Source organism: Cryobacterium sp. 10C3 (assembly GCF_034314285.1).
Taxonomy (GTDB): Bacteria; Actinomycetota; Actinomycetes; order Actinomycetales; family Microbacteriaceae; genus Cryobacterium; species Cryobacterium glucosi.
In genome coordinates this window covers 2,845,155-2,866,430 of the sequence record NZ_JAVIWF010000002.1, presented here as the reverse complement: position 1 = coordinate 2,866,430, position 21,276 = coordinate 2,845,155, and the positions used below count along the sequence as shown (strand labels likewise).

At 63.9% G+C, this 21,276-nt stretch carries 20 protein-coding genes and 2 pseudogenes; 16 read left to right on the top strand and 6 right to left on the bottom strand.

The genetic code is table 11. The annotated features are described in order from the left end of the window. The first annotated feature begins 70 nt into the window (after positions 1-70). The 3 genes from RGU41_RS14565 (at position 71) to RGU41_RS14555 (ending at position 2,118) form a co-directional block, all read left to right on the top strand. Positions 71-1,162, top strand: coding sequence for an NRAMP family divalent metal transporter (locus tag RGU41_RS14565; protein ID WP_322136687.1), 1,092 nt, complete (start codon positions 71-73; stop codon positions 1,160-1,162). After that, positions 1,159-1,422: a divalent metal cation transporter gene (locus RGU41_RS14560; RefSeq protein ID WP_322136686.1), complete on the top strand. Its 264-nt coding sequence runs from the start codon at positions 1,159-1,161 to the stop codon at positions 1,420-1,422. Before RGU41_RS14565 ends, RGU41_RS14560 begins: the two co-directional genes overlap by 4 nt. A 483-nt stretch (positions 1,423-1,905) precedes the next feature. Beyond that, entirely contained in the window at positions 1,906-2,118 is a 213-nt protein-coding gene (locus RGU41_RS14555) for an NAD-dependent epimerase/dehydratase family protein (RefSeq protein ID WP_322136685.1), read from the top strand. A 215-nt stretch (positions 2,119-2,333) separates the two neighbouring features. On the opposite strand, the gene RGU41_RS14550 is transcribed toward RGU41_RS14555, so the two are convergent. Then, entirely contained in the window at positions 2,334-2,492 is a 159-nt protein-coding gene (locus RGU41_RS14550) for a hypothetical protein (RefSeq protein ID WP_322136684.1), read from the bottom strand. Between the two features lie 32 nt (positions 2,493-2,524). Between RGU41_RS14550 and RGU41_RS14545 the strand changes: the two genes are divergently transcribed. Together RGU41_RS14545 and RGU41_RS14540 are read left to right on the top strand one after the other, a co-directional pair. Further along, positions 2,525-3,925 (top strand): helix-turn-helix domain-containing protein, encoded by a 1,401-nt coding sequence (locus RGU41_RS14545; protein ID WP_322136683.1) that lies wholly within the window; start codon positions 2,525-2,527, stop codon positions 3,923-3,925. A gap of 331 nt (positions 3,926-4,256) precedes the next feature. Next, on the top strand, positions 4,257-4,895 hold the full coding sequence (locus RGU41_RS14540) for a flavin reductase family protein (protein WP_322136682.1): 639 nt from the start codon (positions 4,257-4,259) through the stop codon (positions 4,893-4,895). Positions 4,896-5,461: 566 nt separating this feature from the next. On the opposite strand, the gene RGU41_RS14535 is transcribed toward RGU41_RS14540, so the two are convergent. Next, on the bottom strand, positions 5,462-6,067 hold the full coding sequence (locus RGU41_RS14535; protein WP_322136681.1) for a hypothetical protein: 606 nt from the start codon (positions 6,065-6,067) through the stop codon (positions 5,462-5,464). Between the two features lie 454 nt (positions 6,068-6,521). Here RGU41_RS14535 and RGU41_RS14530 point away from each other — a divergent pair, with 454 nt between their 5' ends. The 7 genes from RGU41_RS14530 to RGU41_RS14500 all read left to right on the top strand — a co-directional run bounded on the left by RGU41_RS14530 (position 6,522) and on the right by RGU41_RS14500 (position 12,231). After that, on the top strand, positions 6,522-7,655 hold the full coding sequence (locus RGU41_RS14530) for an acyl-CoA dehydrogenase family protein (protein WP_322136680.1): 1,134 nt from the start codon (positions 6,522-6,524) through the stop codon (positions 7,653-7,655). Between the two features lie 7 nt (positions 7,656-7,662). After that, positions 7,663-8,487, top strand: a complete 825-nt coding sequence (locus RGU41_RS14525) for a phosphate/phosphite/phosphonate ABC transporter substrate-binding protein (protein ID WP_322136679.1) — start codon at positions 7,663-7,665, stop codon at positions 8,485-8,487. An 11-nt stretch (positions 8,488-8,498) separates the two neighbouring features. Next, positions 8,499-9,296 carry a radical SAM protein gene (locus RGU41_RS14520; RefSeq protein ID WP_322136678.1) on the top strand — a complete coding sequence of 266 codons (798 nt, stop codon included), beginning with the start codon at positions 8,499-8,501 and terminating at the stop codon, positions 9,294-9,296. A gap of 197 nt (positions 9,297-9,493) precedes the next feature. Continuing rightward, positions 9,494-10,039, top strand: a complete 546-nt coding sequence (locus RGU41_RS14515; protein WP_322136677.1) for a DoxX family protein — start codon at positions 9,494-9,496, stop codon at positions 10,037-10,039. Beyond that, positions 10,036-10,428: a hypothetical protein gene (locus tag RGU41_RS14510; RefSeq protein ID WP_322136676.1), complete on the top strand. Its 393-nt coding sequence runs from the start codon at positions 10,036-10,038 to the stop codon at positions 10,426-10,428. The genes RGU41_RS14515 and RGU41_RS14510 overlap by 4 nt, the downstream gene beginning before the upstream one ends. Before the next feature lie 228 nt (positions 10,429-10,656). Beyond that, positions 10,657-11,109 carry a hypothetical protein gene (locus RGU41_RS14505; protein WP_322136675.1) on the top strand — a complete coding sequence of 151 codons (453 nt, stop codon included), beginning with the start codon at positions 10,657-10,659 and terminating at the stop codon, positions 11,107-11,109. Between the two features lie 417 nt (positions 11,110-11,526). After that, positions 11,527-12,231, top strand: coding sequence for a TIGR04282 family arsenosugar biosynthesis glycosyltransferase (locus tag RGU41_RS14500; RefSeq protein WP_322136674.1), 705 nt, complete (start codon positions 11,527-11,529; stop codon positions 12,229-12,231). A 257-nt stretch (positions 12,232-12,488) separates the two neighbouring features. Here the strand turns inward: RGU41_RS14500 and RGU41_RS14495 are convergent, their stop codons facing one another. Next, complete coding sequence (locus RGU41_RS14495) at positions 12,489-13,130, bottom strand: alpha/beta hydrolase (protein WP_322136673.1); 642 nt, start codon at positions 13,128-13,130, stop codon at positions 12,489-12,491. A gap of 403 nt (positions 13,131-13,533) precedes the next feature. Here RGU41_RS14495 and RGU41_RS14490 point away from each other — a divergent pair, with 403 nt between their 5' ends. Continuing rightward, a complete protein-coding gene (locus RGU41_RS14490; RefSeq protein ID WP_322136672.1) occupies positions 13,534-13,854 on the top strand; it encodes a hypothetical protein in 321 nt (106 codons plus the stop codon). A gap of 8 nt (positions 13,855-13,862) precedes the next feature. Then, positions 13,863-14,714: a hypothetical protein gene (locus RGU41_RS14485; protein ID WP_322136671.1), complete on the top strand. Its 852-nt coding sequence runs from the start codon at positions 13,863-13,865 to the stop codon at positions 14,712-14,714. 203 nt (positions 14,715-14,917) lie between these two features. On the opposite strand, the gene RGU41_RS14480 is transcribed toward RGU41_RS14485, so the two are convergent. Beyond that, positions 14,918-16,357, bottom strand: a complete 1,440-nt coding sequence (locus RGU41_RS14480) for an IS1182 family transposase (protein WP_322135178.1) — start codon at positions 16,355-16,357, stop codon at positions 14,918-14,920. A 208-nt stretch (positions 16,358-16,565) separates the two neighbouring features. Between RGU41_RS14480 and RGU41_RS14475 the strand changes: the two genes are divergently transcribed. Then, the gene (locus RGU41_RS14475) at positions 16,566-16,985 is read left to right on the top strand and encodes a hypothetical protein (protein WP_322136670.1); all 420 of its coding nucleotides are present in this window, start codon (positions 16,566-16,568) and stop codon (positions 16,983-16,985) included. Positions 16,986-17,035: 50 nt separating this feature from the next. Here RGU41_RS14475 and RGU41_RS14470 read toward each other — a convergent pair. Both RGU41_RS14470 and RGU41_RS14465 read right to left on the bottom strand, forming a co-directional pair. Further along, positions 17,036-18,300 (bottom strand): annotated as a pseudogene (locus RGU41_RS14470) (IS256 family transposase). Between the two features lie 191 nt (positions 18,301-18,491). Then, a pseudogene (locus RGU41_RS14465) lies at positions 18,492-19,456 on the bottom strand (DMT family transporter). Positions 19,457-19,484: 28 nt separating this feature from the next. On the opposite strand from RGU41_RS14465, the gene RGU41_RS14460 reads away from it, so the two are divergent. Then, the gene (locus RGU41_RS14460; protein WP_322136669.1) at positions 19,485-20,894 is read left to right on the top strand and encodes a PLP-dependent aminotransferase family protein; all 1,410 of its coding nucleotides are present in this window, start codon (positions 19,485-19,487) and stop codon (positions 20,892-20,894) included. Positions 20,895-21,276: the final 382 nt, after the last annotated feature.

The window sequence follows — 21,276 nt, the reverse complement described above, 5'->3', positions numbered from 1 at the left end:
ATCCAATGGTTCGCGTCCGCCCAGCGCGAGGGTGTGCCCTGTGCGCGTCCGATTTCGTCCGCCGGGCCCGGTGGTGATCCTCTTGGATACTAATGGGCTGCCTCTGACGCGGGAGGACGTGGCGCGTTCCTCTGACCGTGCCCGGGTCTCCCGGGCACGGCAGTCCAGTAAGGGGTATCACCTGGCGTGGCTGCTGGCCGGCCCGGGACTGCTGGTCATGCTGGGCGAAAATGACGGGCCAAGCATGGTCTCCTACGCCGCGGACGGGGCCAACTATGGCACGGGGTTCTTTCTGCCTTTCATCGTTGTTCTTTTCGCGATGTCTTACCTCTGTCAGGAAATGTCCATGCGGGTAGGCGCCGTGACCCATCGTGGCTACGGCGAACTGGTCCTGCAACGCTACGGTCGTCTCTGGGGGTGGTTCGGGGCAGTGGACCTCGTGCTCACAAATCTCGTCACCCTGGTCTCCGAGTTCGTCGCGATCCGGGTCGGTCTGGCCTTCTTCGGCCTGGGAGCGCCGGTCGCTGCCAGTCTGGGGATCGTGTTGGTCTTCCTGACCCTCGCCGGGGGACGGTACCGGCGGTGGGAAAGAATTGTTTTGGGACTGGCCATGTTCAACGGCCTGTTCCTGGTCGCCGCGATCATGGTGCACCCGGATCCGGGTGCCATCGGCGGAGCGTTCGCGACGTGGTCACCGTTTCCCTTTGATGGTCTCACCCCGCTGCTGCTGCTGCTGACTGCAACCATCGGTGCGACCGTCACACCATGGATGGTGTTCTTCCAGCAGAGCGCCTCGGCAGATAAGGGAATAACCCACCAGGACATTAGGCACGGCCGTCTGGACACGGCGGTCGGTGCAGGTTTGGCCGCGGTGTTTGGCTGCGCAGCCCTCATCGTCGGTGCGGCGCTGTTCGCTCATGGCGGCTCAGCGATCCAGGGTCTCGCGGGCGCTGGTTTCCCTGCCGCACTGAGCGCCGTGGCGGGAATGCCGGTGGGCGCGGTCTTTGCCCTGGGCCTAATCGAAGCCGGGGCCGTGGCGATCCTGACTATCTCAGCCAGCACCGCGTACGCCGCCGGTGAATGTATCGGGGTCTCGGCCAGCTTCAACAGTTCCCCCGCGGCGCAGGCCTTTTCTACGGTGTCAATGTCACCTCGGCCTTGATCTCGGCGGCAGTGATCCTGATTCCTGGTGCGCCGTTGCTTGCCATTGCGCTGAACGCGAATGTGCTGGCCACTGTTCTTCTCCCAGTCACGCTGGTCTTCCTGATGATGTTAGCCAACGACCGTGAACTGATGGGCAAATGGGCCAACACACGCCTGACCAATATATTAGGAACCCTAGTGATCACTTTCATCGCGCTCTGCGCGGCGGGCTACGGAATCATCTCCTTCCTCCAGACCATCCACCTCATTCCGAACTAGTCACACGAACACGAATCCGAGTGCTCCGCAAACGACAAGGAACCCAGGTGAAAAGCTGCAACCATGACACGGAGGACCCTGCGGCGGTACTTGAACCGGGCCAACTGTCCACAGCAAAATCACGCCCGGTCCCCCCGGCTGTGCTGGGCCCCAGCACTCGGAAAGCCTTGTGGGCGTTAAGGATTTTCGTCTTACTGCTGGCCATCCTGGTCACCTACACCTTCATCGCCCCAATCATTAAGTAACCAAATTCAGGGGGATGCCCTCGGCACGCCATGACACGGTCATGTACGCCAAGGAACTTCGGGGCACGTCGATCAAGGTCAACGCTCGCGGCGCGCGCGCAGGTACTCGCCCAGCAGGTTCGGCGCGTTGGTCATTTCTCTACCGTAGGCCCGCGGTCACGGATGTTCCATGGTCCTGCCGCTCCCATGATTGAAGGGGCACTGGCTGGGCACAGCCTGGCGCGGAAGAGTTATCACTATGACCACACATCACGTACTCGTCACCGGCGGGTCCGGCTTCATCGCCGGCCACATCATCTTGCAGCTTCTCGAGCAGGGCCATGTGGTGCGAACCACCGTCCGCTCACTCGCCAAGGAGGGATCCGTGCGTTCCGTGCTCGCCGACGCGGGCTTGGTGCACGGCGAAAACCTCAGCTTCGTCGTCGCCGACCTGCTCAAGAACGCCGGATGACCGGAGGCCGTCGCCGGAGTGGACCACGTACTGCACGTGGCATCCCCCGTGCTACCCGGGCATCTCAAGAACGAGGCCGACCTTATCGTGCCGGCACGGGAGGGCGCGCTGCGGGTCCTGCGTGCGGCCCGCGTGTTGTACGTCTCCGTGGGTGACGATGAGGCCGGGGTTGTGCGTCACGTGGGTTGACGATGGGGTTGTCCACGTCGGCAGCATCATCGTGACGAGCGGCGATGGTCGCGGACGAACGCCCGGGCCGTGATCGTCACGATGATCTTGGCCGGGCTGCTCGGCACGTTGACGGCGACCGCCGCACCCTCAACACGAGGTGGCCCCTTCCCCGGCCAGGTGTGGTAGTCAAGAGTTACTGGCATGACCTTGTGGCAGCAGAACGGAGCTGGACGCGATGATCGTGGTCGCCTCGCCGGAGCAGGCCGAGGCCCTGCTCGACGCGGGGCAGCTGGGCTGTCCCGGCTGTCCCGGGGCGTTGCGCCCGCACGGGTATGGCCGCATCCGCAGGGTGCGCAGCCTCGACGAGGCACCGGTCACGGTGCGACCCCGCTGTGCCCGCTGCCCGGAGTGCGCAGCTACGCACGTGCTGCTGCCCGCAGCGCTGGTGCTGCGCCGGGCGGACACGGCCGAGGTGATCGGCACTGCCCTGGCTGCGAAGGCCCGCGGCGACGGGCACCGCCGGGTCGCGGCCCAGTTGGGCCGCCCGGTCTCCACGGTGCGCCGCTGGCTGCGTCGGGCACGGGAAGCACACGCCGACTGGTTGCATGAACAGGGTGTGCAGCACGCGTACCGTGCCGATCCTGACATCCTGAGCCGCGATCTGGTCTGGCCGACTCCGCTCGGGGACGCGCTGAACCTCCTCGCCGGCGCGGCGCTGGCCTGCCGGCAGCGTTGGGACTGCCCGCTGCCGGTGTGGACGCTGATCGGAATGTTCACCCGCGGCCGGCTCCTCCCCCGCCCTTGCGCACCTGAGATCCCGCGCCGAGGCGCTTCCGCATGCCCGAAAACCGCCGTCATCGTGACGACCGTCACGATAGACGCCGTCATCGCTGACGACGACCACGTCACCGTGCCGCCCACACCCCCAATTCTCATCGTCAATCAGGATGACGCCTCATCGTCATTCAACGTGACGGACAACACCCGCGACGCCGGCGTGCAGCGTGTCGTGCTCACCTCCGCGTTTCATGCGGTGAGCTGGGGACACCCACACAATGGCCACGTCTTCACCGAGGACGACTGGACCATCCTTGACGGCCCGGGCGTCGACGCATACGGTAAGAGCAAAACACTCGCCGAGCGCGCCGCCTGGCAATTCATGGCTGACGAGGGAGGTGCCATGACACTTGCCACGCTCCCCGTGGCGGTGATGGGACCGGTAATGGGCGACGACGTCTCGGGGGCGAACCGCATAGTCCAGACTATGCTTGAGGGCCGGATGCCTGGCTTCCCCGATCTCTATATCCCCATCGTTGACGTACGCGACGTGGCGATAGCGCACATCCTCGCGATGACGGCGGCGGATGCCGCCGGGCAGCGTCTCCTGCTCTCGAACGGTCCCGCCATCCCGATGCAGCAGATCGGAGCCGTCATCAAGGCGCATCTCGGTGTTGACGCGCGGCACGTGCCCACCCGGTCGCTCGCCGACATGCCCGGTGTTCCCGACCTCGGCTACTCGAAGAAGACTTCGAACGACAAGGCGCGCCGCGTGTTGGGTTGGACGCCGCGCGACCCGCGCAAAGCCATCGTGGCCGCCGCCGAGAGCATGGTGAGGAAGGGATTCGTCACCCGGTAATGTCGCCGGCTGACGCGTTCGCCCGGCATCGAGGGCAAACGTGCGCGCATCGAAGGCACACCTTCAGCGACTACTGCCCGCAGTGATACAAGCCCTTGGGGAAGCCGATGGTGCGCAGTTCGGGATCCAAATTTTCACATTGCCTGGTGTGTTCGGCTGTGCTATCGGCCTCACTGCTCCCGTGGAGCGCGATTGCTTGCGATCTCGATGGCGTGACTCTGTGACGTCGGATATCCGCCAGCACCGGGATATCGGGTCGGAAAGAATCGAAGTGAAGCTCGCACCGACGAGCCCTACCAGCCCTCGCTCGCCCCCGCACCGAAGGAAGCCCATGCCGACGCACACCGTGATTGATCCTGCCATCCTCTACTTCGGAACACCCGTTGCGCTTCTCAGTACGATCGACCGCGACGGTGCCACTAATACGTCCCCGATGTCGTCCGTTTTCTGGCTTGGCCAGACTGCCCTCCTTGGCATGGGCGCCCGGTCCTTGACTGCACAGAACCTTCTCGACACCCGCGAGTGCGTCATTAACCTCCCCACTGCCGAACTAGTCGAGGCGGTAGACAGGATAGCGTTGACGACCGGTCGCATGCCCGTCCCTCCTGGCAAGGCTGGCGTTGGCTATCGATACGAGCCCGACAAGATAGCCTGTGCCGGTTTGCATGCCCGACCTGGTGACACCGTCCGAGCGGAACGGATCGACGAATGCCCGGTTAATCTCGAAGCCCGCATCGTTCATTCGCGTCCCCTCGAGAAAGATGACCCGGCCGATGGCGACACGTTCATTTTCGAAGCCAGGATCACGAGGGTGCATGTCCACGAGTCGATCCGCGTGAAAGGGTCGAAGAATCGTATCGATCCGAACTTGTGGCGGCCTCTGATCATGAATTTTCAGCGTTTTTACGGACTCGGCGACGAGTTGCATCCCTCGCGTTTGGCTCAGACGGACGAGGAGTGGTACCGCTAATGGCGCCCTGACAGCTCATCTCGCCAACGAGAAGCCCTGGCGCCTTGCCGAATCGGTGATCAGGAATGCGACGAAATGCCCTAACCGGGCCGTCTGAACACGGCAAAACGCGATCGAGAAGTGCCGAACGTCGGTGTCGTTCGTGGAACTGGACGGGCATTCTATTGTTGTGAGTGCAGGTTACGCACGTGGAGCCAGATCGTGATGGCGAAGAGTGGAATGTGGCGTGCCGGAAGATTTCTGGCAAACCAGACTGGCAGGTACGTCGGTGGCTGAGCCGCGTTCATCGCCCAGCGACTTTGCGAATCCCGTCAGCGGGCACCTCCCTGCACCGGCGATGAAAACCATTGACTCAGCGCCGATGATCGTCGAAAAGCGGCATCGGCGGTCTCCGGCGAGACTGCAACGGATGACGGATTAGAAGCCGCGATGGTTCGAGCAATCGGCGACGCCGTCTTGATGTGGTGGACATCGATGGCTTGGCTCGGGCATCTCGGAGCGTTTGGAGATCTTGGAGTCGAGCTTGGTGAAGGACTCGCACCGAAGCCCTGAACATTTTCCGTGGCTCAAAGATCACCAAGTCCGTCATCGTCCGTTCGATTGTGCAATGCGATCCGGATGGCATCTCGCAGCAATCCGTCTTGCCTCTCAGCCTCGACTCGCGCAGCGTCGATTTCGGCGTATGCCTTCATTCCCGCGTCGCACACTTTGGGGATTTTTGCTTGGAGGATCTGTTTTCTTACCGTGTCCTCGTCGGCTTTGTTGCAGGCGTTCCAAGCGTTCAGTACGGATCGTCGAGCGATGGCTTCTGCGCGCCCGGATAAAGCGAATCGATCGGTTGATTCGTACTGTTGAGGGATATCGACACCTTCGATCTTGCCCATGTTTAGTACGGCGCTTCTGTGCTGGCTCCGTTGGGCGATGAAAGTCAAAATATCGGCGTAGAGGAGCATCTGCTTTTCCAGCAGCCGCGCCTGCCTATCTGCCGTGATCGTGCGCTTCAGAGAGGCGTCCGAATTCTCCCCAGCGCGCTTTGTAGCTCGACTGGTATTCCAGAAACCGAACAATGCCACTACCAGCACGGCCAACGGCGGGAGCCACACTGAGACTGGCACGCCGATGATCGACCCGGCAGCGGGCGCTTTCGATAGGGCCGTTGTAAGGATGTCCATTCGGACAGCGTAGCGACGCGCTTTCCATCATTTGACTATGGTCTCGGCTACCTTTGCGGTCAAAGGAGAAGCATGAAGATCGCACCACCCCGGGGTTCGACGACCGGCTGAGGCTCGGCACTCATACGCCGACCGTCGGGATCCTGATCTGCGGCCACCGAAACGACTCGACGCTCCGGTACGCGCTCGGCCGTGCAGGATCCCCAATGGCCGTCGCGACCTATACCTATGACGGCTTTCCCGACGCGGAGAAACGAGCACTTCCTCCTGCCGAACGGTTGCTTGCCGCGTTCAACCGCCGGTCGATGCGATGGCAGTCAGCAATGAGCCCCCCGCACCGTTAGACACTCGTAACTATTTTCTTGCAGCCCTGACATTCCTGTGGGGGATACTGAGCTGGTCGATCCCGCTTGAGCGGTGTCGAAAAAATTGAGCAACGATGCCAGGAGACCGGATGACCATGACGCAGTCGACCATCCAAGAAGCTGTAGCGCGGGTAACGGCAGTAGCCGCCGCTCACGCCCAACAGGTTGATGCCGATGGCAGCTACCCTGTTGATTCAGTCGCGGCACTCAGGTCGAGCGGGCTGCTCGGCCTGGTGATCAGCGAGGACGCTGGCGGCATGGGGGCCGGGCCGGTCGAGTTCACGGAGGTGCTGAGCGCAATTGCGGTGGCGTGCGGCTCTACCGCGATGATCTACCTGATGCATGTCGCGGCCGCGGTGACGGTGGCATCCGCCCCGCCTGCCGCGATGCCGGAACTTCTCTCGCGGATGGCTTCGGGCGAGGTGCTCGGCACGCTCGCGTTCAGTGAGAAGGGGTCGCGATCGCACTTTTGGGCTCCCGTGTCCGAGTCGGTAGTCGACGGGGCCGGCCTTCGCTTCACGGCCTATAAAAGCTGGGTGACCTCGGCCGGGTACGCCGACGTGTACGTGATGTCGTCGAAAAGCGCGGTCGACCCGGAGACCGTCGACCTGTATGCGATCCCGGCTATAACGCCGGGTTTGGATATCGCCGGTCCGTGGAGCGGACTGGGGCTGCGCGGCAATGCGTCGAGCCCGATGACGGTAGCGATCACTATTCCGTCCAGTTATCGTCTCGGTGAGCCGGGCAGCGGGTTCGGCACGATGATGGCCACCGTGCTTCCCTGGTTCAACCTGGGCAACTCCGCAGTGTCGCTCGGGCTCTGCACCGCAGCTGTTGATGCCGCGGTCGCACACGTGACCGGTGCCCGGCTGGAGCACCTGGACCAGGCTCTGTCCGCGTTACCTACGATTCGGGCACAAATTGCGAAGATGAGCATCGCGTTGATGGCGCAGAAGTCCTACCTTGCACAGGCGGCCGCGAAAGTGGCGAGCCCCGCCGAGGATACTCCGTTGTTCGTGCTCGGGGTGAAGGCCTCCGCGAACGATGCCGCGTTGATGATCACCGAATCGGCGATGCGGGTGTGTGGCGGAGCGGCGTTCTCAAAACACCTACCTATCGAGCGGGCCTTCCGGGATGCGCGTGCGGGGTCGGTCATGGCCCCGACCGCCGACGTGCTTTACGACTTCTACGGGAAGGCTGTCACCGGCCTTCCGCTGTTCTGAGCGCCTGATGTCGAAACTCGTCGGAGCGCCCCTGCTCATTGGAGCGGTCGCTTACACGCCCAACGTTGTTCCCATCTGGGAAGGCATTCGCGAATATTTCGATGAACCGGATACGGCGATGGATTTCCTGTTGTTTTCGAACTATGGCCGCTTGGTCGACGCGCTGCAAGCGGGGATGATCGACATCGCCTGGAACACGAATCTTGCGTATGCGCGGGCTGTGCTTCAGACCGACGGGCACGTGCGGCCACTGGCCATGCGCGACACGGACGCCACATTTTCGACGGTGTTCGTCGCGGCCTCGGGAAGCGGCTGGTCCGGCCCCGGCGATATCGCGACCCGGCGCCTGGCACTCGGATCGGCAGACTCAGCGCATGCCGCGATTCTGCCCTTGCACTATCTGCGCGAAGCCGGAGTGGATGTCGATCACCTGCACATTCAGCGCTTCAACAGTGACATCGGCAAGCACGGTGACACCGGTCGCAGTGAGCTGGACGCGATCGATGCGGTGCTTGCCGGTGACGCTGATGTCGCTGCGATCGGTATCACGGTGTGGGAGAACATCGGCCGCGGCGACCTGATGCCGGGCATGCTGGAGCCGGTCTGGCAGACCGAAACCTACTCGCACTGCATGTTCACCGCCCTCGACACCTTGCCCGAGTCGGTCTACGCACCGTGGGTGGCGAAGCTGCTCGCGATGGACTGGGAGGTGCCGGCGCACCGTCGCATCCTCGAACTGGAGGGTCTGACCCGATGGGTCGAACCACACCTCGAGGGCTACAACGGATTGTTTGCGGCGATCAAGGAACAGGGCGTCGACGCCCGATGGTAATCATGGAGCTGATGCGCACCGTGGAGCAAATGGCCGAAGGCGACACGGCACAGTTTGCGGTCGCGTCGGCGAGCGAACTGGAACTCGTGCGCCGATGGTGCCAGAAAACAGGCAACACCCTTGTCAGCACTTTGATGGTCGAGCAGGACACCGGCCACGTGACCGTTTGCCGGGGCCGGCCGCGCAACCCCGGCAGCATGATCCCCGCCGACCGGATGCCCGGGGCGAGGCTCTGGCTCTACACGAACTTTCACTGCAACTTGGCCTGCGACTATTGCTGCGTCGCGTCGTCGCCGAAGACCGACCCGCGCCTGCTCGGCATCGACAACATTCAGGCACTCGTCACCGAGGCCGCCGACTGGGGCGTGAAAGAGCTCTACCTCACCGGCGGCGAACCGTTCCTGCTGCCGGACATCGACGTCATCGTGAGAGCCTGCGTCGACCGGCTGCCGACCACACTACTGACCAACGGGATGCTGTTCCGCGGCCACGGGCTACGCAAACTACAGGCGATGCCACGCCAAGGCTTCGCGCTCCAAATCAGTGTGGACTCACCCACCCCCGAGGTGCACGATTCCCACCGCGGTGTCGGCAGCTGGAAACGGGCCCTAGCCGGAATTCGAATAGCCCTCGACGAGGGCTTCACTGTGCGGGTCGCCGCGACGATCTCGGCGCACGATGACCCGGCCCTCGATCAGCTGCACGCGCTCTTCGACGGGCTCGGGATCCCGCGAGCCGACCAGGTCATCCGCCCCATCGCGCTGCAAGGCGTCGCCGAAGAGGGGTCGCATTCACGCGCGAATCGCTAATCCCCGAGGTGACCGTGACGGCGGACGGTATCTACTGGCATCCCGTCGCCGCCCGTGACGAAAACGCGCTCGTGAGTCGCCAGATACTCCCCTGGCTCCCGCGCTCGACCGGGTCAGCGAACTCTTCACCCAACAGTGGTCATCGGCAACGTCCGCCACATCGATGTTCGCCTGCGCCTGAAACGAAGGAGAACTCCATGACCACCACCCGAACCACCGCACCGACACATATCAACCAGATCGAGACCGGGCGTCTCACTCGCGCGGTGCTCGCGGCCGTGCGGATCGCAGTGGGGTTGATGTGGCTACAGAATGTGAACTGGAAACGCCCGCCCGACTTCGGGCAAGCCGCGCACGACGGCCTCTACCAGTACACCGCTGACGCCGTGGAGCATCCGGTGCTCGGAGCTTTCAGCTGGCTGGTACAGAATGTCATCTTCCCCAACTTCGCGCTCTTCGGCTGGGGTGTGCTGATCGCGGAATTCTGCCTCGGCGCGTTCCTGCTCGTGGGATTCCTGACACGCTTCTGGGCGGCCATCGGCATTCTCCAGACCATCGCCATCACTCTCTCGGTGCTGAACACCCCCGGGGAGTGGCAATGGAGCTACTACCTGATGTTCGCAGCGCAATTCGTCATCCTGGCAACCGCCGCCGGAAGGATCGCCGGCGTTGACGGACTGCTAAGACCGCGGTGGTCGCTCGGCTCAGGCCGGCCGGCTCGGATTGCAATGGCCCTCTCATGAACGCCACCACACGCACCGGTAGTACAGCGTCCACCTCAGCAATCTGGCGCACCCGCGGCCTGATCGTCGCCGGTTTCACCGCGCTCAGCTCGTTGTTCTCGCTGCTTGACTACACACCGCTACAGTTCACATCGGTCAACCTTGTGCAAGCACTCGTCCTGGTCGCACTCGGTGCCCTCGCCGCGCTCGGCTGTGCACTGCGAATGCCCGCGCTCCTGCTTACAGCCGGCGCGATCCTCATCGTCGTCGGACTGGTGCGCCTCGCCACCTACGCTGCGACTATCGGCATCATCTCCGGCTCTGTCAACGCCGCCGCCCTCATGACCGGACTCGGCACCGCCCTCACCGCCATTTGGATCACCTCACGGCCGATGCCAAAACGTGGTTGAAGACACCACGGTTGATTGGCAGGTCCAACAGGCCCATCGTCACGACCACCAGCGCACTCCGAACCTGAAACGGTGCGAGCCACGCATCCCCCTCGAAAGCCCTTTGCGGTGAGTGGGCAGGCCCCGAACAACCCTCTACAGGGTTGCCACGCGATGCAGCATCAGCACGATCAGAAGCCACAAGCGACAGCGTTCGGAGGCGTCGGGGCCGGGCGTAGCCTGCCAAGCATGAAACGGGACGTGGACGAGGACCTGAAGGGCGCGGAGTTCCGCGAGTGCAACCTGAAGAACACCCGTCTGATCGGCGTGGTTATGCAGGGCGCCGTGATCGACGGGCTGGTGACCAACCTCGTTGTGAACGGCGTCGAAGTCATGGAGAACGTCGAGGCTGAGCTCGACCGTCCTCACCCGGTCCGCCGACTCATCAGATCGGACGACCTGGCCGACGTTCGCCGAGGGTGGCGGCAGCTGCGCACCGGCTGGGCGGCGACCGTGGCGCGCATGCGGCAGTCGCCGGGCATCGAGCACGAGCGCGTGAACGACGAGTGGTCGGCTGTGCAAACGCTGCGCCACCTGGTCTTCGTCCACGACTCGTGGTTTCGGCGCTGCTGTCTCGGGTCGACCGACCGATTCACTCCGATGGGGCTCGGCATCGACTCTGTGCCCGGCCGCGAGGAGTAGGGTCTCGACCCATCGGCGAACCCGACGCTCGACGAGGTGCTGGCGCGCCCAGAGCCCATTGTCGGGCAGGCAGTGTCGGGCAGTCACCGTCGGGCCAGAATAGGTGGTACGTGGTTAGAGACGAGGGGGCGATGAGATCGACAGGGTTCAAGGCGACCTCGGTTCTGGCTAGCGCGGGCGGACTCCTCACCAATAGCGGAGTCGACGACGCGGTCGACGTGCTGCTTATGATTGTGGCGGCCTCGGCGTCGGGCTCGAACGTTCACCCCGAGGTAGTCAACGCCGCCCGGCCCCCTCTCGCGCGAGAGGATCGGGCAATCGAGGCCGAGATCGGTCGGCCTGCCCATCGTGTGGCAGCGACATGAACACCGTGACCCTGATCGGCGACATGTCCGCCCTGCTGCATGGGGCTCGGCGATGACGGCCGTCGTGGTGATCGCCAAGGAGTGCCTGCCCGGTCGGGTGAAGACCAGGCTGCACCCGCCGCTCAGCCTCGAGCAGGCGGCGCTGCTCGCGGCGGCAAGCCTCGACGACACGCTCGCGGCCGTTCGGGCTCTCCCGGCGACGCGTCGCATCCTCGCCTTCGACGGTGTCACGCCGCCGGTCGCCGCCGACGCCTTCGAGATCCTGCCCCAGACGTCCGGCCGTCTCGACGCACGCCTCGCGGCCATCTTCGACTCCCTCGACGAACCCACCCTCCTCATCGGCATGGACACACCCCAGGTCACCACGGCGCTGCTCGAGCCGGTCTTCACCGACTGGGACGACACCACGGATGCCTGGTTCGGCCCAGCGAACGACGGCGGCTTCTGGGCGCTCGCGCTCGGCGACCCGCGCGGCCTGCTGTCGCGTCACGTGCAGTCGAGCGGCGTGCTGTCGCGTGGCGACCTGATCCGCGGCATCCCGATGTCCCAGGACGACACCGGCGCCCGGCAGCTCGCCCGCCTGCACGAGGCCGGGCTCCGGGTGCGGCGGCTCCCACACCTCACCGACGTCGACACGGTCGCCGATGCCGACCGGGTGGCGGCCCTCGCCCCCGGGGGCCGGTTCGCGGCGAGCCTCGCCACGATGCGGCCCGCGGTGCCAGGCAGGCCCGACGCGGGGCTGACACCGAGCGGGTAGGAGCTGTCGCCGGGCCAGTGATGCATCCGACCTCGCTAGCGTCCTGCGCCGTTAGTTCGTTGTAGAAGTCTGCTGAGGGATTCGAGGATCTGTTCGGCGGGCTTGGTCCAGATGAATGACTTCGGGTTCTCGTTCCAACCCTTGACCCATTTGCGGATGTCGGATTCGAGGGCTTGAAGGTTTTGCCGAGGCGTCCCGGACACACGCGGGCCCGGTGGTTGAACGTTGTCTGGCGGCATCACATGGCTGCGGTTCAGCTATTCAGCTGACTCGAGCCATGTGTCTACGGCGTCTCGTGCGGCGGCGGGCCGTTCATGGAACAGGAAGTGGCCGGCGCCCTCGATGATGGTGAATGTGGCTGCAGGCATTGAGGCGGCTGTTTCTTCGGCGGCGGCGAGGGGAATGAGGCGATCTGCAGCCCCGTGGATGATCGCCGTGGAACACGTTATCGACGGCAGTATCGAGCGGAGGTCAGAGCGCTGAACGACAGCACGCTGTTGGCGCAGGAAGGCGCCCGGGCCAACTGGCGCTGTCATGGCCCGCCATGTGGCCAGCAGCGCCTGGTCAGACTCGTTGTTGGCTGCGACGACGCCGGGGAAGGCGGCGTCGACGAGGGCGTCGAAATGCCCGTCCTCGACGAGTGCGGATTGGCTGGACCGCGCCTTGACCTGCTCTGTGGTGTCGGCTCGGGCGGACGTGCTCACGAGGGCGAGGGCGGTGACTCGGTCGGGTGCTTGCCGGACGACTTCCAAGGCGACGTACCCTCCCATGCTGGTACCAAGAATGGCGAATTCTCCGGCGTTCTCGCGGAGAATCCGTTCAGCCATTGCCGCGATCGTGTCGTCATGGCGGGTATCGGCAATGGTGACCTGACCGTGGGACCAGACAGTGTCGATCACCGGCGCGTAAGCGAGGGGGAGCAGAGCAGCGGCGGAACCAGGACGATCTTCATGAATCCATTCTCACCCGACCCACCGACAGTCAAGTCGAACGCCACCTCGTAACGTCCAGTTGGATGAGGCAAGCGTGAGTTCATTTGGCTTGTTCTGCCTGGATGGTTGAGGTTGGTGCGTCGATCCAGGCCGCGGCTGGGGAGGCGAGGAACTTTGGCTCGCCTCTGGTGCTGAAACGCTCGCGGTTCCCCTTACGGGTCAGTGCTGTCCTCTCGCAAACATTGCGCTCCGAATTTTTCCTGGCACTTTCTATCGGCTCAGCTACGCAGCAGTTATCAGGAACGCTTCTCGACAAATAATTCGAACTCGACTCAATTACGGCGACAACACCTCACTGGGCGACGATGTCGTGCTCCGCGGCGCAGACGAACCAACCGATACGTCAGCTGAGGGCGGTCAGAAATTTCTGAGTGGACCTCGCGGCGCACAGAACTGGGAATTCGTTCAACTGCACCGCTACTTCTGGGATCCCTTGTTTCCGCCCAGTGAATCCATCGCCTTGGGTCAGGCCGTGTTCGATGCCCCGGAGCAGCACCTGGACGTCAGATTTGCCTTGGGCCAGACCCTTGTCAATGATTGCCAGACCAATGCTTCGATCAGTGCGGATGACGAGTTGGTGCTTCTCCTCAACGGCCGTGCCAACGGCACCCCCTACAACTGCAAACCGTGAGGACCATCATGAGAAAACGCACTCGTTTCGGCTTGGCCGGCCTCGCCGCCATCGGCCTGGCAGCACTGGTCGTCGCTAACCTTCCCGGTCACGCGGAAGTGGCCGTGAATTTCAGCGATCCCAGCGTCGGCTTCCGTGACCAAGCCAGCGGCGCATACCTGCGCATCGACCTGGACTCCACGGCTGCTGGAGTGGGCCAGTTCTACTTCAGCGCACCGGGCGTGGGACTCGTCGTCCCCGCGAAGCCGGCGACCCTGGACCCACACAGCGCCCACGACGAACAGTTCCGCTTCAACGGTGCCGGCACCCAGTATGCCTCGGCCGTGCTGACCAGCGACATCGCCCAACCCGTCCCGAGCGGGGCATCCAGCAACGCAACTATCAAAATCATTGGTCATGACGACCCGACCGCGCGCGCCGCGAACGTGGAAGTGTGGATCAACGGCAAGCACTTCACCCTGAAAGCTGCGCCCGCCCCGCACAACGCCGGCCCCACCCTGACCGCGGTCATCACAGCGCTCAAGGCAACAGACCTGGGTGCGCTCTACGATCTGGGAGACCCGAGCCTGCGAAACGGGCTCACCCGGGAACAGTTCGTCGCCACCATCGGCGCTACCGGCGGCGGCAGCGTCACAGGTTTGGCTCCCACAGGCGCCACGACGTACGTCACAACCAGTGCCGGGGCGGACTTCGCGCTCACCCCGATCACCTTCGACTACGTCAAGAACGGTGCTCCCGGTGAAGTCACAGCCCACCTCCGCCTCATCTACACCGGAGGCCAGTGGCGTTACATGACCATGCAACCAGACAACGCGCCCTCGAACTCGGACAGCAACACGCCTGACCCGACCGTGCCCTAGGAGCGTGAGTCAGTAACGCCTATTCGGCTTTGATGCCAATGAATGCCTCCGATGTCGTCGGGTTGGGTTGGGGCGTTGCCGACGCGATCGTCGTGGGCTGGGGCTCTGTATCCGTTCGCGTGCCGATCGAAAATAGGGCCACGGCCGTGTTGACGACGCAGGGCAGGATCGCTGTCGCCCGTCAGGGCGGTCTTGCCTGGTCTTTAGGTTGCCGGGTGGGGAGTGCTTTGCGTGGCGAGGCGGGCTTTGGTTTGCAGGGTGTGGAGTTTCATTAGGTTGTGGCAGGCGGCGATCAGGTCCCACTCGTGGGCTGCTTGCTCCAACCCGCGCAGCAGCAGGAATTTTCCTTGCCTCGTGTGGATTTGACCGAACACGGGCTCCACGATCGCTTTGCGCCTGGCGTAAACGGCGCGGCCTTTCTTCGTCTTCAACTTCCGGGCCATGCGTTCCCGGAGCGTCGCATCGGCGGGGATCCGGCCCCGAGGAACCTCGGGAACACGTTCGCCATGCTTGACCCGGCCGGTCGCGATGAAGAACTCGGTCCCGCCGTCGCTGGCCGTCTCAATGGTCTTGGCGTAGTCCAGGTTCGCGGCTGAACAATACCCGGCATCGGCGAGGACCTGCCGGGGCAGAACGCCCGTCGTGGTGTGGAGTTTCTCGACCAGGGGCACGACCTGTTCAACATCCACGCCAATATTCGTCAGCGTCGTCGCGACGATGATCTGATGATCCGCATCCACGATGGCCTGCGCGTTGTAGGCGTAATGGAAGGACCCGTCAGCGGTCTTCATGATCCGCGCGTCCGGGTCGGTGAAGTTGCGTTGAGCCTTCGGATTCACGACCGCGTTCTCGGCCGCATCCTCACCCTTCGCCGTGACAGCATCGTCGTCATCGCCCTTATCCCGGGCTTTCTTCTCGGCCTCTTTCCGCGCCCGGGCGGCCGCGTCCGCCTCCAAAGCGGCGCGCGCCTCGGCCAGTTTCACGAGGCGTGATTCCCGCCTCGCGAGCTCCGGCGGCAACTCATCACCGCGTTTGTCTTTCCCGAACCGGGCATCCTCGGCCTCATCGATCGCATCGGCGTCCGCCAGGAGGGCGGAGACTTCATCGGCGAGGACTTTCTGCTTCTCCGTCAACCGGGCGTAACTCATCGCTTTGCGCCTGGACGCGTTCGCCCGGACCTTGGTGCCGTCCAACGCGACCTGCCCCAGCGACACCATCCCAGCCGCACGACACAGTTCCAACGCCTGCAAAAACACGTTCCCCAGGCTCGCGAGGTGCCGTTTCCGGAACCGGGCGATCGAGCGAAAATCCGGTGCCTGCTGCGCGGCCAACCAACGAAAAGCGACCACGTCCACACAGACCCGCTCCAACTCCCGTGACGAGCGAACCCCGACGCAATACCCGTAAAGCAGCACGCGGACCATCAGCCGAGGGTCATAAGGCGGCTGGCCCTTCGACTTCGCGTAGGACGCGTAGAACTTCTTCAGGTCAATTTGAGTTTCGACGATGTCGGCGATGAAACGAGAGAGGTGGTTCTGCGGCAGCCACTCATCCAAAGACGGTGGAACCAACATCACGGCCGCCGGCTCGAACGCCCGGAACCGCTTGTTCACGCCGGCGCCAGCCTCGACTCCGTCGTCCATGACCAGGTCAACATGTTCGAGTTCTGTCGCGGGAAACAAACCATCAAAATCGCTCATAAGCAATTTTCCCAGACCAACAACCCCAGCCCAGGAAATCCGTCGGCGTTTTAAACTTCGCCGTTACTGACCCACGCTCCTAGTATCCCAATTGACCAACGCGACGCGGCAGGCAGGGAGAACGGTGCGAAGAACGACTCGGTTTCTGAGCGTGGTGACCGCAGCCAGCATGTGTTTGCTCTTGCTGACTGGCTGCGTGCCGGGACAATCCATCGACAGCCTGGCCAAACAACCCGAAGCCGCATTGACCTACCCCGGCAGCACCGATGTCCGGATCAACAATGACCCGGGACGGGTTCAATTCGGCCTCGATGGCGGCGACGTGGCCGTCACCGGCATATCCGGGACGACAACCCACCAGCAACGCGAGGTCATCGCCTTCTACTCGCGGGCGCTGGCAGCGAACGGCTGGACACAAACCACGGACACTCCCGGTGCCCATACGGAAGCGGGACTGCCATCTCACTGGATCAGTTGGGACAGGACGAAGCTTCATCTCGGCTATCTCGTTGAGGCTTGGACCGAGGGTGCAACCACGAAGTACTACACACAGCTGCGATCGTTTCGGTGATCCGTTGGATTCGGGGTCTGTCAAGTTTTCGGTGTAACTGGGTTTGATTTTTAGTTGTCGCGGATGGAGAGTCGGCCGTTGAAGGTGATGTCGAAGGCGTTGAGGGCTGCCTTCCATCGTTGGGTCCAGCGGGCTCGTCCTTGGCCGGTGGGGTCCAGACTCATCACGGCCAGGTAGACGCATTTCAGGGCGGCTAGCTCGTTGGGGAAGTGGCCGCGGGCGCGGACGGCTTTGCGGATCCTCGCGTTGACGGACTCGATCGCGTTCGTCGTGCAGACGATCCGGCGGATCTCGGCATCGAACTGCAGGAACGGCACGAACTCGGCCCAGCTCGACTCCCACATCCGCACGATCGCCGGGTACTTCTTCCCCCACGCCTCGCCGAACTCAAGGAAGCGTTCCTCGGCCGCGTCGACAGTCGCGGCGGTATAGACCGGCTTCAGGGCCTTCGCTATCTTGTCCCAGTCCTGCCGGGCGGCGTAACGGAAACTGGCCCGCAGCAAGTGCACGACACAGGTCTGGGTGATCGCTTCAGGCCACACGGCCCCGATCGAGTCCGGGAGGCCTTTCAGTCCGTCGCAGACGACCATGCACACGTCCCGGACACCCCGGTTCTTGATCTCGGTCAACACCTGCAGCCAGTACTTCGCTCCTCGCCACCATCCCCGGCCCAGAGCCCGAGGATGTCGCGGTTGCCCTCGATCGTCACGGCCAGGGCTACGTAGATCGGCCGGTTCGCGACCTGCCCGTCGCGGACTTTGACGTGGATCGCGTCGATGAAAATCACCGGATACACCGGGTCAAGAGGCCGGTTCTGCCACTCCGTCATGCCCTCGAGCACGCGGTCGGTGATCGTGGAAATCGTCGTCTTAGACACCTCGGCCCCATACACCTCAGCCAGGTGAGCGCTGATATCGCCGTGGGTCAGCCCGCGCGCCGACAGCGACAACACCAGCTCGTCCACCCCGGTCAAGCGCCGCTGGTGCTTACGCACGATCTGCGGCTGGAACGAACCGTCCCGGTCTCGCGGCACCTCGATCGGGACCGGGCCGATATCCGTCAGGACCGTTTTCGTCCGGGACCCATTCCGTGCGTTCGAGGCCGACCCGGACCTCTCGTGCTTCTCGTAGCCGAGGTGATCGGTGATCTCGCCCTCGAGTGCGGATTCCAGGACCATCTTCGTCAGCTGGCCCAGCAACCCTTTCTCGCCCGTCAGCGCGAGACCCTGTTCCCGGGCCCGTCCGACCAGCTGGTCCACGAGCCGGCCATCCACCACGTCCTCCTGCTTCACCGTCGCCACGGCTTCGTCCTCCATCACGTCAAGAATCACATCAGTCATCAGGCACCTCCATTGTTAGGAGTTACACCGAAAATCGTATAGTCCCTGGATTCGCGGTCTAATTATAAAGCCATGCCCGTTGATCTCCGCGTCGGAGTAGAGAAGAGGCAACGCTGCGGCGGGATGGACGAAATCTGGCCGCGGATCTGTCGCGCTAGCCGTTCCCCTTACGGGCGGTTGATGGTGGGCATCGCCTCGACCGGTGCTGGTCCATCTGCACTGTCCTCGGCGGAGCGTGTGGGCTTGACGCGATTCAGGCGTGTTCGCACGGCGATGCCAGCGCAGAGGATGACGGCGGTGCCGCCGATGATGGTCTGCCGGGTGAGTTGTTCGTGGAGGATGAGTGCGGCCCAGAGGATGCTGAGGACGGGTTGGGTGAGTTGTACCTGGCTGACCTGGGCCATGGGCCCGATCGCCAGTCCGCGATACCAGGCGAAGAATCCCAGGAACATGCTCACCACTCCGAGGTACGCGAAGGCCGCCCATTGGGTGAGCGTGCCGGTAGGTGGCTGGTCAACGATGGCAATTGTCGTCAGGGTGACCATGAGGGGAGCGGCTAGAACGAGGGCCCACGATACGGTTTGCCACGCTCCGATCTCGCGCGCGAGCAGGCCTCCTTCGGCGTAACCGATGGCCGCGGCCATGACAGCACCGAACAGGAGCAGGTCTGACCATTGCAAGCGGATGCCTTCGCCTCCCTGCAGGGACGCGAAGGCTACGGCCACCATGGCTCCGACGGTGGCCATGATCCAGAACGAGAGCGGTGGTCGCTCTTTTCCCCGGATGACAGCCATGACGGCCGTCGCGGCCGGCAGGAGCGCGATGACCACGGCGCTGTGACTGGCTGACGCCGCCGTGAGGGCAAAGGATGTCAGGAGGGGAAGCCGATGACGACACCACCCGCAACGACGGCGAGGCGAGACCACTGGTGGCCGCGCGGAAGGCGTTGCCGCGTGATGATCAGGGCGGCCGTGGCGAGCACGGCAGCGACGACAGCGCGGCCGGATCCGATGAACAGGGGAGCCATGCTCTCGACGGCCACGCGGGTGAAGGGCACGGTGAAGGAAAACGCGGCGACACCGAGAAACCCCCAGGCGAGGCCGGCCCGTGAGGGTGATAGCGGTGCGGACATCCGATTGATAGCGCTATTATGATCTGACATGGATAACGATAGCAGTTTTCGGATTGTGGCCGCACTGCATGAGTGGATCGCGGGCCGGGCGCCGGGCGCCCGGCTGCCCACCAGCCGGATGCTCGTCGTCGAGTATGGGGCGAGCCCGGTGACGGTGCAGAAAGCCATCCGGACTCTTGTGGGGCAGGGCTTGATCGAAACCCGGCCCGGCGCCGGCACCTTCGTTCGCGCAGTGCGTACCGCTCGGCCGCTCGACTTTAGCTGGCAGACCGCCGCGATGCGTTCGCCAAACAGCCACCTCGGCGCGTTGAATCCTGCGCTACGTGCCGCTCCACAGGGGAGCATTGCTCTGCATTCCGGGTATCCCGACCGGGAGCTGTTACCGGAACGATTGCTCCGGTCGGCGCTGGCTCGCGCGGCCCGAAGCGAGGCGGCTCTGACGCGTTCACCGGTCGCGGGGCTTCCGGAGCTGCAGTCCTGGTTCGCCGGGGAGCTCGGTTCTGCGACACCGGTCGGCGTGACTCCGCCCCTGCCGAGCGATGTCATCGTACTCCCGGGAAGTCAAAGTGGTCTGGCCACGATCTTTCGTGCCCTGGCCACCGCTGGAGCGCCGCTGCTGATGGAATCGCCCACGTACTGGGGCGCGATCCAGGCTGCGGCTCAAGCCGGGGTTGACGTGGTCCCGGTTCCCTCAGGACCCGAGGGGCCCGATCCCGATGACCTCGCTCGGGCGTTCCAGGAAACTGGTTCGCGGGTCTTCTATGCACAGCCGACCTATGCGAACCCGACGGGCGCACAGTGGTCAGAGTCCACCACGACGCAGATCCTCGACGTCGTTCGGGCGCACGGCGCCTTCCTGGTCGAGGACGATTGGGCCCATGACTTCGGCATCGATACCGACCCGCAACCGGTCGCCGCGCGCGATGACGCCGGCCATGTCGTCTATGTGCGATCCCTCACCAAGAGCGTCTCGCCGTCGCTGCGCGTGGCGGCGATCATTGCCCGGGGTCCCGCCAAAGAACGCATTCTCGCCGACCGCAGTGCAGAATCGATGTACGTCAGCGGGATCCTTCAAGCCGCAGTGCTCGACGTCGTCACCCAACCGGGGTGGCAGACGCACCTGCGCAACCTTCGCCCGCAACTGCGGGCCCGGCGAGACCTGTTACTGACGAGTCTGCGCGAACACGCACCCGACGTGCACATCGCCACCGTTCCGGCGGGCGGTCTGAATTTGTGGGCGCGCCTGCCGGATGGGACGAATCTCGAGCGGCTGGTCGCAGACTGCGAAGCCGCGGGGGTCCTGATCGGTGCCGGCTCGAGTTGGTTCCCGGCCGAGGCCACCGGCCCCTTCATGAGGCTCAACTACTCCGGACCCAACCCCGGGGCATTCCCCGACGGAGCCCGCATCATCGGCCAAGCACTTTTGTCCAATTACTGACGGTGCCCCTGACCCGCGAGCGCGTCTGCTCGAACGCACCGCGCATAGTTGGCGACCGCGGGACTACTGTCTCACCTGCCCCGTAGGGGGTTGGCCAATTGGTCTTCCTCTTCCGTGGCGCTTCACTCAGGGGCGAGTATCGTCCATGACGTGGAAACCTCCTCGCAGCGGTCTGCGCGATTGCACGCCAGCAGCCAAGCGCTCTGGCGGATGGCCAAGTTCGGGTGGGGCCTGGCGCTCCTGATACTTGTCCTCTCAATCGTCGAGCTCTTCCTCACCTGGCCACAGGGAATTGTGCAAGTGACACGGTACGTAGCGTTGGCTCCGGCCGTCATAGCTTCAGGCTTCTGGGGAGGGTCGAGAGCGCGCGAGCGGGATTCTT